Genomic DNA, 13905 nt, shown 5'->3' with positions numbered 1-13905 from the left:
ACCTAGGCCGGGGTGGCCGGGTGGTTGCGGAGTTTCTTGCGGAGCGTGCGGGTTTCCGGGTGCTTCGGGCCCAGGGCCGCGTCCAGGATGGCGAAGCTGTCGTCGTACCACTGGCGGGCGCCCTCGGGGCCCTCGGCGAGGAGGGCGACGTCGCCGAGGCGTTCGCAGAGGAGGCTCAGGGCCCGCTGGCTCGACAGGTCGCGAGGGTCGTCGCCGAGGAGGGTGCGCCGGATCGTCAGCGCCTCGTCGTAGTGGGTGCGGGCGGCTTCCAGTTCGCGGCGGTGCAGGGCCAGGTCGCCGAGTCGCTCGTGCTGGACGCCCAGGTCGCGGCGGGCCCGGGGGTCGTCGGGGGTCTCGGCCGCCAGGTCACGGCGTACGGCCAGGGCGCGGGCGTACCACTCGGCGGCCTCGGCCGGTTCGCCACGGTCCTTCGCCAGCAGTCCGAGCCGTTCCTGGATCACGCCGCGTTCGCGCCGGTCCCCGCGGTGGTGCGGTTCGGTCCCGGTCAGGCGTTCCGCGTACGACAGTGCCGATGCATAGCGCTCCGCGGCGGTAGCGGCGGCGCCCGCGGCCACGGCGACCTCGCCCAGCTTGAACTCGCCGCGTCTCAGGTCCCGCAGCAGCCGGGGGTCGCCCGGGTTCTCGTCGTGCAGCCGCGCGACGATCTCCAGGCTCTCCTCGTACGCCTGCGCGGCCTGGTCGAGGTGGTGCGCGTCCATCCAGAAGTCGCCGTACTTGGTGAACGACACGGCCAGGTCCCTGCGGCCGGCGGTGTCGGGGAACTGTTCGGCGAGGCGGATGGCGTCCGCCAGCATGCGCTCGTAGTGGCGCCGGGCCTCGCGGTGCCTGCCCCGCCGCACGGCCTGATCACCGGCCTGTTCCGCGGAGGTACAGCTCTCGACGATCCCCTGCCGAACCCGGACCGCGTCCCATCTCGTCATCGAACCCCCACACATGCACGGCCCTGCCGTTCACGGCGGGAAACCAGCTGACCAGATCACTATCCCCGGCCGGACACCTCCGGAGGCGCCGGGCGACGAAGCTTCCGCCAGAGTTCACCCAACGGTCGGCGAGCGCGTCACGTGCGGGTCCGGACGGGCGCCCGGCGGGCCGCCCGTCCGGACCGGCTCGGTCACTTCAGGGCGGCGAGGGCGGCCTCGTAGTCGGGCTCGGTGGCGATCTCGCCCACGAGCTCGGAGTGGAGCACCTCGTCGTTCTCGTCCAGCACGACGACGGCGCGGGCGGTCAGACCGGCCAGCGGGCCGTCCGTGATCTCGACGCCGTAATCGGTGTGGAACTCCCGGCCGCGCAGGGTCGAGAGCGTCTTCACGTTCTCCAGCCCCTCGGCACCGCAGAAACGGGCCTGCGCGAAGGGCAGGTCCGCGGATATGCACAGCACGACGGTGTTCTCCAGGTCGGCAGCCTTCTCGTTGAACGTACGGACGGAGGCGGCGCAGACGCCGGTGTCGACGCTCGGGAAGATGTTCAGCACCTTGCGCTGACCGGCGAACTGCTCCAGGGAGCTGTCCGTCAGTTCCTTGGCGACGAGCGAGAAGGCCGGAGCGACGGTGCCGGGCGCGGGCAGCACGCCGTTGACCTGCACCGGGTTGCCCTTGAACGCGATCTGGGCCATGGGGTTTCTCCCTGGGTAGTGGTACCGACAACGTGATCGATCGTACGTCGCGAGAGCTGCGCGGCACGTACCGCCGGCGCTCGGCCGCTACCAGTCGATCCGGTCGAGGACCCACGCCCGCAGGGCCGTGTCGTCGGCCGGCAGCTCCTCTTCGGCCGGACAGGGCGTCAGGACCAGGACGAAGTGGGTGAGGTAGCCGTACGGGCCGTGGTCCTGCAGGGGAGTGACGACGACGGCGTGCGTGCCGGTGCGCCATATCCGGCACAGCGCGAACGGGCCCATGCCGAACTGCCCGTCGGAGCGCACCGTCCGGGCGGGCTCGCCGCCGAGGACCCCGCTCACCGTCGCGGACGCCTCTGCGAGCAGGGTCTCGCAGGTGTCGGGCGTCGCGTCCGTCGAGAAGCGCCAGCCGAGTTCGTCCGCCCATCCGCGGACCTCGTCGGTCAGCCACTGGACGTTGGCCTCCTCCTCGGGGTCGTACGGATACGCCTCGGCGAAGACCAGGTTGAACGTCGCCTTCTCGGATCCGAGGGGATTGTCCTCGTCGTACGAGAGGACATGGCCGTGGCGGGTGCGGTCCGCATCGCAGACCAGGGCCGTGAACTCCCAGCCCAGGGCGTCGGTGCTGTGGTCGAGGAAGTCGTCGTCCTGGACGGGTGCCATGGCGGGGAGCGCCAGCAGGTCGCGGACGGCGAAGGCGGTCAGGGTGGAGGCTGCCAGCGCTTTCACGATCATGACACCGACGGTACGCGCGGCCTCTGACAAGCGGGACGCCTCGACGGGACCGCCCGCCGGCCGGCCCCCGTCGGCCGGTCGGCGGTCCGGCCGGCGGTCCGGCCGGCGGACCAGTCGGGGCAGTCGGCGTCGGTCAGCCCGCTCCGGGCGGCGGCATACCGCCCTTGAGGCGGTCGATGTCCGACTGGCGGACCTGGATCACGAAGAGGGCGATGAAGAACGCCACGATGGCGAACACCGCCGCCGTGATGAAGCCGGACGAGACACCGGACGTCAGGACCTCGTCGGCGTACGGCGGGGGCAGTTGTCCGGTCCTCGCGAACTCGGCCTTCTCCAAGGGGCCCGCCTGGGAGAGGAAGGCGGGGATCTGCACCTTTGCCTCGTTGCGGCTGGCCGTGCCGAAGACGGTCACCAGGATCGACAGGCCCAGCGAACCACCCACCTGCTGGGTGGCGTTGAGCAGTCCGGAAGCGGCGCCAGCCTCCTGCGGCTCGACGTTGGAGAGAGCCATGATCGTCAGCGAGACGAACATCAGGCCCATGCCCATGCCGAAGACGAGGATCGGGCCGAGGATGCTGCCCAGGTAGGTGGAGTCGACACTGGTCAGGGTCAGCCACGAGAGGCCGGCCGCCGACAGGAGCGAGCCGACGACCATGAAGGGTTTCGGCCCGAACCTGGGCAGCAGTTGGGAGGCGAGCCCCGCGCCGACCGCGATGATCGCGCTGACGGGCAGGAACGCGAGACCCGTCTTCAACGGGCTGAAGTGCAGGACGTCCTGCACCCAGAGCGTCAGGAAGAAGAACATCCCGAAGATCGCCGCAGCCAGGCAGAGCATGATCGCGTACGTGCCCGCCCGGTTGCGGTCGGCGAACATGTGCAGCGGGGTGATCGGCTGCTGGGAGCGGCGTTCCACCAGGATGAACAGGAGCAGAAGGACGACCGCCGCGCCGAACGAGGCGAGCGTCAGCGGGTCGCTCCAGCCCTCCTGCGCGGCGCGGATGAACCCATACACCAGAGCCACCATGCCGAGGGTGGAGGTGAACGCACCGGTGAAGTCGAAGTGTCCGGGGTGCCGCTCGGACTCCTTGATGTGGCGGGGCGTGAGGAACACGATGAGCAGCGCGATGGGTACGTTGACGAAGAAGATCCAGCGCCAGTCGAGCCATTCGACGAGCAGCCCGCCGGCGACGAGGCCGATCGCGCCGCCGCCCGCCGACACGGCCGCGAACACGCCGAAGGCCCGGTTGCGTTCCGGACCTTCGTCGAAGTTCGTGGTGATCAGAGAGAGCGACGTCGGGGAGGCGATGGCACCGCCGACGCCCTGGAGGGCACGGGCGGCGAGGAGTTGCCAGTCGTTCTGGGCCAGTCCGCAGAGCAGGGAGGCGAATCCGAAGAGCAGGATGCCGAACATGAAGACGCGGCGGCGGCCGAGGATGTCCCCGGCACGCCCGCCGAGGAGCAGCAGTCCGCCGAAGGTCAGCGTGTAGGCGTTGACCACCCAGGACAGGCTGGTCGTCGAGAAGTCCAGCGAACTCTGGATGTGTGGCAGCGCGATGTTGACGATCGTGATGTCGAGAACGACCATCAGCTGACAGGAAGCGATGACGAAGAGGGCGATGCCCTTGCCGTCGCCCTTGTGCTTCTCCGCCGTGGTCCCCGCTGGGGTTGTCGGCTTGGGTGTACTCATGGCGCGTCGCGTCCTCGCTCTCTGAGGAGGCGTGGGCCGGTCAGTCCACCTTTCGACACTAAGCCCGGGTTCGGCGACTCTCCAGTTGATCAAGCGGGTCCCGTCACTCCAGGACGGCGAGTCCGTCCAGTTCGACGTGTGCCTGCTCGTCCCACAGCCGTACGACTCCGATGACGGCCATCGCCGGGTAGTCGCGCCCGGCCAACCGCCGCCAGATGCGGCCCAGTTCGTGCGCGTGCTGGCGGTAGTCGGCTATGTCGGTGGCGTAGACGGTGACGCGCGCCAGGTCGGCGGGGGAACCGCCCGCGTGCCGGAGGGCGGTGAGGAGGTTGGTGAGGGCGGTCTCGAACTGCTCGGGCAGCGACTCCCCCACGACCTTGCCGTCACGGTCGAGGCTGGTCTGCCCGGCGAGGAGGACGAGTCGCGAGCCGGTGGCGGTCACGGCGTGGGAGAAGCCGGTGGGCGGCGAGAGTTCGGCGGGGTTGTGCCGGTGCAGGCTCATGACGTGGCCTCCTGTGACGGCGCGGAAGACGTCTCGACAAGCTTCTCGTACGGGAGGGGCGACGGCTGCCCCGAAGGCCGGTCCGGGGGCCACGGCGACGGCTCTGCCGGGGCCCGTCGTGCCTCCGCCTTGTACAGCTCCTTCGCGATGATCGTGCGCTGGACCTCGGTGGCGCCTTCGTAGATGCGGGGGGCACGTACCTCCCGGTACAGGTGCTCCAGGAGGTGTCCGCGCTGCAGCGCGCGGGCGCCGTGGAGCTGGACGGCGGCGTCGACGACGTACTGCGCGGTCTCGGTGGCGAGCAGCTTCGCCATCGCCGCGCGGCGCGGCACGTCCTCCGCTCCCGCGTCGTACGCGGCCGCCGCCGCGTAGACGAGGAGGCGCGCGGCCTCGGTCCGGGTGGCCATCTCGGCGACCTGGTGGGCGACGGCCTGGAGGTCGCCGAGTACGCCACCGAAGGCCGGGCGGGCGGCGGTGTGCGTGAGCGTGGCGTCGAGGGCGGCCTGGGCCATGCCGACGGCGAACGCGCCGACGCTGGGACGGAAGCGGTTGAGGGTGGTCATGGCGACCCGGAAGCCGCGGTCGAGCTCGCCGAGGACGTCCGCGGGGCCGACCGGGACCCCGTCGAAGACGAGGGTGCCGATGGCGTGCGGGGCCAGCATGTCGAGGGGGCTGCCGGTCAGGCCCGGCCGGTCGGCGGGGACGAGGAAGGCCGTGACGCCGCGGGCCCCGGCGCCGGGGATCGTACGGGCGAAGACGGTGGCGAAGTCGGCCTCGGGGGCGTTGGAGATCCAGCGCTTCTCGCCGTGCAGGCGCCAGCCGCCCGCGCCGTCCGGGCGGGCTTCCAGGGCGAGCGCGGCGGCGTCGGAGCCGGCGTCGGGCTCGCTGAGCGCGAAGGCCGCGACGGCCCGCCCCGCGACGATCTCGGGGAGCCAGCGGTCGCGCTGTCCGGGGGTGCCGAAGGCGGCGACGGGGTGGCCGCCCAGGCCCTGGAGGGCGAGGGCCGTCTCGGCCTCCGTACAGGCGTGGGCGAGGGACTCGCGGAGCAGGCAGAGGTCGAGGGCGCCCGCGTCGAAGAGCCCGGCCAGCAGGCCGAGCTCGCCGAGGGCGGCGACCAGGGGGCGGTTGACGCGGCCCGGCTCCCCCTTCTCGGCGAGTGGCCGCAGCCGGTCGGCCGCGAGGGCGCGGAGCTCCGCGCAGCGGGCGGTCTGCTGTGGATCGAGTGAGAATACGGACATTCGGACCCCTGTCCCGTTCGCCGACATCACTTCTATCGCGCACCGTTGACTGTCGTCACCATCACGATACGCTCGATGGGCGACCCCACGACGACAAGGGGACGAACTCATGGAGCTGACCCCCTCGGCCCACCACGACACCTTCGCGCGCGAACAGCTGCCGCCGCCGGACCAGTGGCCGCTGCTCCTCTTCGATCTGCCGGGACTCGACTACCCGGAGCGGCTGAACTGCGGTGCGGAGCTGCTCGACCGCACGGTGGAGCGGTTCGGCACGGAGCGCCCGGCGTTCCTGGACGGCGACGGCCATGTCTGGACATATGGACAGCTGAGCGAACGGGTGAACCGGATCGCCCACGTCCTCACCTCCGACCTCGGCGTCCTGCCCGGCAACCGGGTACTCCTGCGCGGCCCGACGACCCCCTGGCTGGCCGCCTGCTGGCTCGCGGTGATGAAGGCGGGCGCCGTCGCCGTCACCGTTCTGGCCCAGCAGCGCGCCCAGGAACTGGCGGTCATGTGCGAGATGGCCCGCTGCACCCACGCGCTCTGCGACATCCGTACGGTCGACGACCTCGCGAAGGCCGAGGTGCCGGGGCTGCGGATCGCGGCCTTCGGCGGAGACGCCCCGGACGACCTGCTCACCCTCGCCGCCGGCCGGCCGCAGACGTACGAGGCCGTGCCGACCGCCGCCGACGACGTGGCGCTGATCGCCTTCACATCGGGCACCACCGGGCGGCCCAAGGGGTGCATGCACTTCCACCGTGACGTGCTCGCCGTCGCCGACACGTTCTCGCAGCACGTCCTGCGGCCCGATCCGGACGACGTCTTCGCGGGCTCCCCTCCCCTCGGCTTCACCTTCGGGCTCGGCGGGCTCGTCCTCTTCCCCCTGCGCGCCGGAGCCAGTGCCCTGCTGCTCGAACAGGCGGGCCCCAAGCAGCTCCTGGAGGCGATCCCGGAGCACCGGGTGTCGGTGCTCTTCACCGCGCCGACGGCGTACCGGGTGATGCTGGAGGAGCTGGACCGGCCCGACGGCCCCGACGTGGACGTACTGCGCTCCCTGCGCCGGTGCGTGTCCGCGGGCGAGAACCTGCCGGCCGCGACCTGGAACGCCTGGTACGAGCGCACCGGCCTGAAGCTCATCAACGGCATCGGCGCGACGGAGCTGCTCCACATCTTCATCTCGGCCGCGGACGGCGACATCCGCCCCGGCACGACCGGGCGGCCGGTCCCCGGCTGGCAGGCGCGGGTGGTGGACCGGGCCGGAGCCGAGGTGGCGGACGGCGTGGAGGGGCTGCTCGCGGTGCGCGGGCCGGTGGGCTGCCGGTATCTCGCCGATCCGCGCCAGCGTGAGTACGTCCACCAGGGCTGGAACGTCACGGGCGACACGTACGTCCGTGAGGCCGACGGCTACTTCCGCTATGTCGCCCGTGCCGACGACATGATCATCTCGGCGGGCTTCAACATCGCCGGACCCCAGGTCGAGGAGGCGCTCCTCGCCCACCCGGACGTGGTGGAGGCCGCGGTGGTGGGGCACGAGGACGCGCTGCGCGGCCAGATCGTGGTGGCGTACGCGGTGGTACGGGACGGGGTGGCGCGGAACGCGGAGACGGCCGCGGCGCTGCGGGCGTTCGTACGGGCCAGGCTGGTGCCGTACAAGAGCCCCCGGAAGGTCGTCTTCCTGGACGCGCTGCCCAGGACGGCCACCGGGAAGCTGCAGCGCTTCCGGCTGCGCGCCGACCCCGACGGCACAGCCACCCCCCAGGGGGTGGCTCGCTAGAGTGATCACGTGGTCGAGCAGCACACCCCCCGTTCCCTGATCGTCTCGCTGTACGGCGCGTACGGCCGCGGCCTCGCGCCGGGCGAGGACCCGTTGCCGGTGGCCGAGCTCATCCGCCTCCTCGCGGCGCTGGGCGTGGACGCGCCGTCGGTGCGCTCGTCGGTGTCCCGGCTGAAGCGGCGGGGCCTGCTGCTGCCCCGCCGGACGGCGGACGGGGCGGCCGGGTACACCCTGTCGGACGACGCCCGCCAGCTCCTGGAGGACGGGGACCGCCGGATCTACGCCCGTACCCGTCCCGCGCTCTCCGACGGGTGGGTGCTCGCCGTCTTCACCGTGCCCGAGGCCGAGCGCCACAAGCGGCACCTGCTGCGCTCGCGGCTCGCCCGGCTGGGCTTCGGCACGGCGTCCCCGGGCGTCTGGATCGCCCCGGCACGGCTGTACGAGGAGACCCGCCACACCCTGGAGCGTCTGGAGCTCTCCGCGTACGTGGACCTCTTCCGCGGCGAGCACCTGGGGTACGCGCCGACGGCGGAGGCGGTGGCCCGCTGGTGGGACCTGCCGTCGATCGCCAAGCTCCACGAGGAGTTCCTCGCCGCCCACGAGCCGGTCCTGCGGGCCTGGAGGGCGTCCCCCGCCTCGGCGGAGGACGCCTACCGCGACTATCTGTTCGCCCTGGACTCCTGGCGCCGCCTCCCCTACGAGGACCCGGTCCTGCCGGCCGAACTGCTGCCGCAGGACTGGCCGGGCGCCCGCTCGGCGGCGGTCTTCGCGGAGCTCCACGAACGGCTGCGGGACCGGGGCGCGGAATTCGCGCGCCCGCCGGCCGGCGAACCGGCGTGACGCGTCCGCGTCCCGGGCGGTGCGGCCTCAGTTCAGGGTGAGGCGGGGTCTGGGCGCGTCCGTGCGGCCCGTGGGGGGTGTGCGGCTGCCCGCCTTGTACGGGTCCGGCCAGGGTGCCGCCGGGCCCTGGTAGCCCTGCTCGGCCGCCGCGTGCAGGGTCCAGTGCGGGTCGTAGAGGTGGGGGCGGGCCAGCGCGCAGAGGTCGGCTCGGCCCGCCAGGAGGAGGGAGTTGACGTCGTCCCAGGAGGAGATCGCGCCGACCGCGATCACGGGGACGCCGAGCGCGTTGCGGATCCGGTCGGCGTACGGGACCTGGTAGGAGCGGCCGTACTCGGGGCGTTCGTCGGGGACGACCTGGCCGGTGGAGACGTCGAGGGCGTCCGCGCCGTGGGCGACGAAGGCACGGGCGATCGCGATCGCGTCCTCGACCGTGGTCCCGCCCTCCGCCCAGTCGGTCGCCGAGAGCCGCACGGTCATCGGCCGGTCGTCGGGCCACACCTCCCGTACGGCGTCGAAGACTTCGAGCGGGAAGCGGAGCCGGTTCTCCAGCGGGCCGCCGTATGCGTCGTCCCGGTGGTTGGTCAGCGGGGAGAGGAAGCCCGAGAGCAGGTAGCCGTGGGCGCAGTGCAGTTCGAGGAGGTCGAATGCGCAGCGGGCGGCGCGCCGGGCGGCGGCGGCGAACTCCTCCCGTACGGCCGTCATGCCCGCCCGGTCCAGGGCACGCGGGACCTGGTTGACGCCCGGCCGGTAGGGCAGCGGTGAGGCGGCCGTCAGCGGCCAGTTGCCGTCGGGGAGCGGCTGGTCGATGCCCTCCCACATACGGCGGGTGGAGCCCTTGCGGCCGGAGTGGCCGAGCTGGACGCCGATCGCCGTGCCGGACGCCTGGGCGTGCGTGAAGGCGGTGATCCGGCTCCAGGCCTCGGCCTGCTCGTCCGTCCAGAGGCCGGTGCAGCCGGGGGTGATTCGGCCCTCGGGGCTGACGCAGACCATCTCGGTCATGACGAGGCCGGCGCCGCCGAGCGCCCGCGCGCCGAGGTGGACGAGGTGGTGGTCGCCGGGGAGGCCGTCCTCGGCGACGTACAGGTCCATCGGCGAGACCACGACCCGGTTGCGCAGGGTGAGTCCGCGCAGCCGGAAGGGCGTGAACATCGGCGGGGTGTCGGGCGGGCAGCCGAAGTCCCGTTCCACGGCGTCGGTGAACCGCGGATCGCGCAGCCGGAGGTTGTCGTGGGTGACGCGGCGGCTGCGGGTGAGGAGGTTGAACGCGAACTGCCGTGGCGGCTGGTGCAGGTAGCCGTCCAGCTCCTCGAACCAGCGCAGGCTGGCCGCCGCCGCGCGCTGGGTGGACTCGACGACGGGCCTGCGCTCGGTCTCGTACGCGACCAGCGCCTCCGCCAGTGTGGGCTGCTCCTCGACGCAGGCGGCGAGCGCGAGGGCGTCCTCGACGGCGAGCTTGGTGCCGGAGCCGATGGAGAAGTGCGCGGTGTGGGCGGCGTCGCCGAGGAGGACGGTGGCGCCGTGCGACCAGCGCTCGTTGACCACCGTACGGAAGGCCGTCCAGGTGGAGCGGTTGGAGCGCAGGGTACGTCCGCCGAGCACGTCGGCGAAGACCTTGGCGCAGCGGGCGGTGGACTCCTCCTCGTCCATCTCGTCGAATCCGGCGGCCCGCCAGACCTCTTCGCGCATCTCGACGATGACGGTGGAGGCGTCGGCGGAGAAGGGGTAGCCGTGGAGCTGCATCACGCCGTGCTCGGTCTCGGCGATCTCGAAGCGGAAGGCGTCGAGGGCGAAGTCGGCGGCGAGCCAGATGTAGCGGCAGCGGTGGGTGGTGACGCGGGGGCGGAAGACGTCGGCGTGCGCCTCCCGGGTGGCGCTGTGGACGCCGTCGGCGGCGATGACGAGGTCGTGGGCGGCGGCCAGCTCGGCGGCGGGCGGTGCCTCGGTACGGAAGCGGAGCCGTACGCCGAGTTCCGCGCACCGCGTGTGCAGGATCTCCAGGAGCCGGCGGCGGCCGAGCGCGGCGAAGCCGTGGCCGGAGGAGGTGAGGAGCCGGCCCCGGTGGCCGATGTGGATGTCGTCCCACCGGACGAACTCGTCCTGGAGGGCCCGGTACACGGCGGGGTCGGCGTGCTCGATGCCGCCGAGTGTCTCGTCGGAGAGGACGACGCCGAAGCCGAAGGTGTCGTCGGGGGCGTTGCGCTCCCAGACGGTGACCTCGCGCGCGGGATCGAGCCGCTTGAGCAGGGCGGCGGCGTAGAGCCCGCCGGGCCCGCCGCCGACGACGGCGACACGGAGGCTTCGCGCGGTAGCGGAGCTCCGCCCCGGAGGGACCGGGCCCGGCGCCTCGGACGCCCCCGGCCTCTCCGGCCCCTCGGACCCCTCGGACGCCGGCGGGGCCGGCCTCTGGTCGGGCATGGTCAGTGCCCCGTCCACTTCGGAGGACGCTTCTCGGTGAACGCGGCGTGGAACTCCGCGTAGTCCTCGCCGTTCATGAGCAGCGCCTGGGTGGCGGCGTCCAGCTCGACGGAGGCCGCGAGCGGCATGTCCAGCTCTGCGGTGAGCAGGGCCTTGGTCTGGGCGTGGGCGAGGGCCGGTCCGTCGGCCAGGCGGCGGGCGAGCTCGGCGGCGCGGGCGGGGGCGCCGCCCTCGTCGGTGAGTTCGCTGAGCAGGCCGATGCGTTCGGCCTCCGTGGCGCGTACCGGTTCGCCGAGCATGAGGAGCCGGGTGGCGTGGCCGAGGCCGACGACCCGGGGCAGCAGATAGGCCGCGCCCATGTCGCCGCCGGAGAGCCCGACGCGGGTGAAGAGGAAGGCGAACCGGGCGCTGGGGTCGGCGATCCGGAAGTCGGCGGCGAGGGCCAGGACCGCGCCCGCGCCGGCCGCGACGCCGTGGACGGCGGCGATCACGGGGAACGGACACTCGCGGATCGCCCGGACGACCTGTCCGGTCATCCGGTTGAAGTCGAGCAGCTGGGCGGTGTCCATGGCGAGGGTCGCGCCGATGATCTCGTCGACGTCGCCGCCGGAGCAGAAGCCGCGCCCCTCACCCCCGAGGACGAGGGCGCGGACGGCACGCTCGCGGGAGAGCTCGGCGAGCAGGTCGCGCAGGTCGGCGTAGGCGCCGAAGGTGAGCGCGTTGAGTTTCTCGGGTCGGTCGAGGGTGACGGTGGCGACGCCGTCGTCGACGGTCAGTCGCAGATGGCGCCAGCGCTCGGTACGGGGTGCGGAGCCGGTAAAGGGGCTCATACGGGACGCCCTCCCTTCCTCCTCCCTGGAGCGTATCACCGTGTTGTGACTGTCGTCACGAGTACGCGATAGGACGAGGGGTGGCCGGTTCCGCTGCCGAAGGTCCCGGCGGGCTGGTGACCCTGGCCCCGCCGATGAGGGAGGGGGTGCCCATGGAGTTCGCGTGGGGGCTTCGTAGGGTGGAAAGCAGGACGCCTCGGGACACGCACTCCCCGCCCCCTCCCCCAGCTCTCCGCGAACGGACCTCCGCCATGCTCGAAGCCACCGCCCCCACCTCGTGGCGCATCGAGCTTCCCCACAGCACGGCCGCCGTGCCGATGGCCCGTGCGCTGGTCCGTACGGCGCTCACGGACGTCGACGCGCCGGCCGACGGCGACACCGCCGAACTGCTGACGGCCGAGCTCGTCGCCAACGCGGTGGAGCACACGGCGGGCGAGGGCCCCATCGCACTGGTCGTCGAGGTGCTGCCGGGCGGTTGCCAGGTCGAGGTGCACGACGGGCGGCCCGCGGGCCCCGGGGAGCTGATCGGCCCGGAGCGAGGTGAGGCGCCGGACCCCTGGCAGGAGCACGGCCGCGGCCTGTTCCTCATCCGCGCGCTCAGCAGCGACTGCGGCCACCGCCCCACCGCGCAGGGCAAGGCGGTCTGGTTCACCCTCCCGGCGCTCCCGGCGCAGCGGCGATCGAGGCCGTAGCGGGCCGGGGCGGCGCCGCCGCGGCCGCGGGGCGGCCCTAGACGGCCCCGGCCCGCCGGGGCCGTCTAGGCCGGGACCCTGTCGGCCGGGGCGTCGTCGGTCGCCGGCGTACCGGCCGCGGCGGCCGGGGCGAGGCGGGAGTTGCGGCGGCCGTAGAGCGTGTAGACCAGCGCGCCGACGGCCAGGAAGACCGCGAACTGCACCCACGTCTGCCAGCCCGTGCCCCAGATCAGGTACAGGCAGAAACCGACGCCGAGTACCGGGCTCAGGGGGTAGAGCGGCACCCGGAAGGAGCGGGACAGCTCCGGGTTCCGGCGGCGCAGCGCGATCACCGCGATGTTGACCACGGCCATGACGGCGAGCGTGCCGATGGTCGTCAGACCGACCACCACGTCGAGCGAGGAGAACGCGGCCGGGACCGCGAAGACGGCGGCCACGATCCAGGTGTTGGCGACGGGGGTCGCGCTCTTCGGGGAGACCCGCTCGAAGACCCGGGGGACGAGTCCGTCGCGGGACATCGACATCAGGACGCGGGTCTGGCCGTACATCACCGCGAGGACGACGGACGCGATCGCGACGACCGCGCCGAAGGCGATGATCCCGCCGCCGATCGCCGACCCGGTGACCTGGTCGACGACGAGCGAGAGCGCGGCAGGCCGGCCGGCGACGTCGTCGGCGCCCAGCGCACCGATCGCCGAGAGCGCCACCGCACCGTAGAGCACCGTGACGACGCCGAGGCAGACGAGGATCGCGATCGGGATGTTGCGACGGGGGTTCTTGACCTCCTCGCCGGCGGTGGTGATCGCGTCGAAGCCGATGTACGAGAAGAACGCCAGCGACGCCCCCGCGGTGATCCCGGCGGCGCCGTGCGCCGCGAACGGCGCGAGGTTGCCGTCCTTGAAGGCGGAGAATCCGACCGCGAGGAAGACGATCAGGATCCCGATCTTGAGGACGGCCATCGCCGCCGTCGCCCGGGCGCTCTCCCGGACGCCGCGCACCAGCAGGACGGCGGCCAGCGCGATGACGATCACCGCGGGCAGGTTGATCACGCCGCCGTCGCCGGGCCCGGCGGAGACCACGTCCGGCAGCCGCAGGCCGACGAGGCTGTCGAGCAGCTCGTTCAGGTACTGGCTCCAGCCGACCGCGACCGCGGAGACCGACACGCCGTACTCCAGGAGCAGGCACCAGCCGACGAGGAAGGCCACCCGCTCGCCGAGGCTCGCGTACGCGAAGGAGTAGGAGGAGCCGGAGACCGGTATCGCGCCGCCCAGCTCGGCGAAGGAGAAGGCGGTGAACACACAGGTGATCGCGGCGAGGACGAAGGAGACGACGACGGCCGGACCCGCCTCCGCGACGCTGTCGGAGAGGCCGACGAAGATGCCGGTGCCGACGATGGCGCCGATGCCGAAACACACGAGCTGGAAGAGGCCCATGGTGCGCTTGAGGCCGTGGCCTTCGAGGTCCGCGCCGGATTCGGCGATGAGCTGCTGGGGGGATTTGATCCGCGGCGCGGACGGGGACATGCGGGGGTTCTCATCTCTGGTCGAGCAGGGCGGACC

12 protein-coding genes are annotated in these 13905 nt (G+C 72.7%); 3 read left to right on the top strand and 9 right to left on the bottom strand.

The features are described from left to right. Positions 1 to 2: 2 nt before the first annotated feature. From ACF1G2_RS32195 to ACF1G2_RS32170, 6 genes are all read right to left on the bottom strand, one after another. Complete coding sequence (locus ACF1G2_RS32195) at positions 3 to 941, bottom strand: tetratricopeptide repeat protein (RefSeq protein WP_391801692.1); 939 nt, start codon at positions 939 to 941, stop codon at positions 3 to 5. A 191-nt stretch (positions 942 to 1132) separates the two neighbouring features. Then, a complete protein-coding gene (gene tpx, locus ACF1G2_RS32190; RefSeq protein WP_391801691.1) occupies positions 1133 to 1633 on the bottom strand; it encodes a thiol peroxidase in 501 nt (166 codons plus the stop codon). 87 nt (positions 1634 to 1720) lie between these two features. After that, positions 1721 to 2368 (bottom strand): hypothetical protein, encoded by a 648-nt coding sequence (locus ACF1G2_RS32185; protein ID WP_391801690.1) that lies wholly within the window; start codon positions 2366 to 2368, stop codon positions 1721 to 1723. Positions 2369 to 2501: 133 nt separating this feature from the next. Next, positions 2502 to 4055 carry an MFS transporter gene (locus tag ACF1G2_RS32180; protein ID WP_391801689.1) on the bottom strand — a complete coding sequence of 518 codons (1554 nt, stop codon included), beginning with the start codon at positions 4053 to 4055 and terminating at the stop codon, positions 2502 to 2504. A gap of 103 nt (positions 4056 to 4158) precedes the next feature. Next, a complete protein-coding gene (locus ACF1G2_RS32175; protein WP_391801688.1) occupies positions 4159 to 4557 on the bottom strand; it encodes a RidA family protein in 399 nt (132 codons plus the stop codon). Further along, the gene (locus ACF1G2_RS32170) at positions 4554 to 5795 is read right to left on the bottom strand and encodes an acyl-CoA dehydrogenase family protein (protein WP_391801687.1); all 1242 of its coding nucleotides are present in this window, start codon (positions 5793 to 5795) and stop codon (positions 4554 to 4556) included. Before ACF1G2_RS32170 ends, ACF1G2_RS32175 begins: the two co-directional genes overlap by 4 nt. Before the next feature lie 109 nt (positions 5796 to 5904). Here ACF1G2_RS32170 and ACF1G2_RS32165 point away from each other — a divergent pair, with 109 nt between their 5' ends. Together ACF1G2_RS32165 and ACF1G2_RS32160 are read left to right on the top strand one after the other, a co-directional pair. Then, the gene (locus tag ACF1G2_RS32165; RefSeq protein WP_391801686.1) at positions 5905 to 7569 is read left to right on the top strand and encodes an AMP-binding protein; all 1665 of its coding nucleotides are present in this window, start codon (positions 5905 to 5907) and stop codon (positions 7567 to 7569) included. Between the two features lie 9 nt (positions 7570 to 7578). Beyond that, positions 7579 to 8409: a PaaX family transcriptional regulator C-terminal domain-containing protein gene (locus ACF1G2_RS32160; protein ID WP_391801685.1), complete on the top strand. Its 831-nt coding sequence runs from the start codon at positions 7579 to 7581 to the stop codon at positions 8407 to 8409. A gap of 27 nt (positions 8410 to 8436) precedes the next feature. Here the strand turns inward: ACF1G2_RS32160 and ACF1G2_RS32155 are convergent, their stop codons facing one another. Both ACF1G2_RS32155 and ACF1G2_RS32150 read right to left on the bottom strand, forming a co-directional pair. Then, on the bottom strand, positions 8437 to 10824 hold the full coding sequence (locus ACF1G2_RS32155; RefSeq protein ID WP_391801684.1) for a bifunctional salicylyl-CoA 5-hydroxylase/oxidoreductase: 2388 nt from the start codon (positions 10822 to 10824) through the stop codon (positions 8437 to 8439). A gap of 2 nt (positions 10825 to 10826) precedes the next feature. Continuing rightward, the gene (locus tag ACF1G2_RS32150; RefSeq protein ID WP_391801683.1) at positions 10827 to 11654 is read right to left on the bottom strand and encodes an enoyl-CoA hydratase family protein; all 828 of its coding nucleotides are present in this window, start codon (positions 11652 to 11654) and stop codon (positions 10827 to 10829) included. A gap of 251 nt (positions 11655 to 11905) precedes the next feature. Here ACF1G2_RS32150 and ACF1G2_RS32145 point away from each other — a divergent pair, with 251 nt between their 5' ends. Beyond that, entirely contained in the window at positions 11906 to 12346 is a 441-nt protein-coding gene (locus tag ACF1G2_RS32145; RefSeq protein WP_391801682.1) for an ATP-binding protein, read from the top strand. 65 nt (positions 12347 to 12411) lie between these two features. Here ACF1G2_RS32145 and ACF1G2_RS32140 read toward each other — a convergent pair whose 3' ends face one another. After that, positions 12412 to 13869 (bottom strand): amino acid permease, encoded by a 1458-nt coding sequence (locus ACF1G2_RS32140; RefSeq protein WP_391801681.1) that lies wholly within the window; start codon positions 13867 to 13869, stop codon positions 12412 to 12414. Between the last annotated feature and the right edge of the window lie 36 nt (positions 13870 to 13905).

It is taken from the genome of Streptomyces sp. NPDC013457, from assembly GCF_043089925.1.
GTDB lineage: Bacteria > Actinomycetota > Actinomycetes > Streptomycetales > Streptomycetaceae > Streptomyces.
This window is presented reverse-complemented; position numbering and strand designations above follow the sequence as displayed.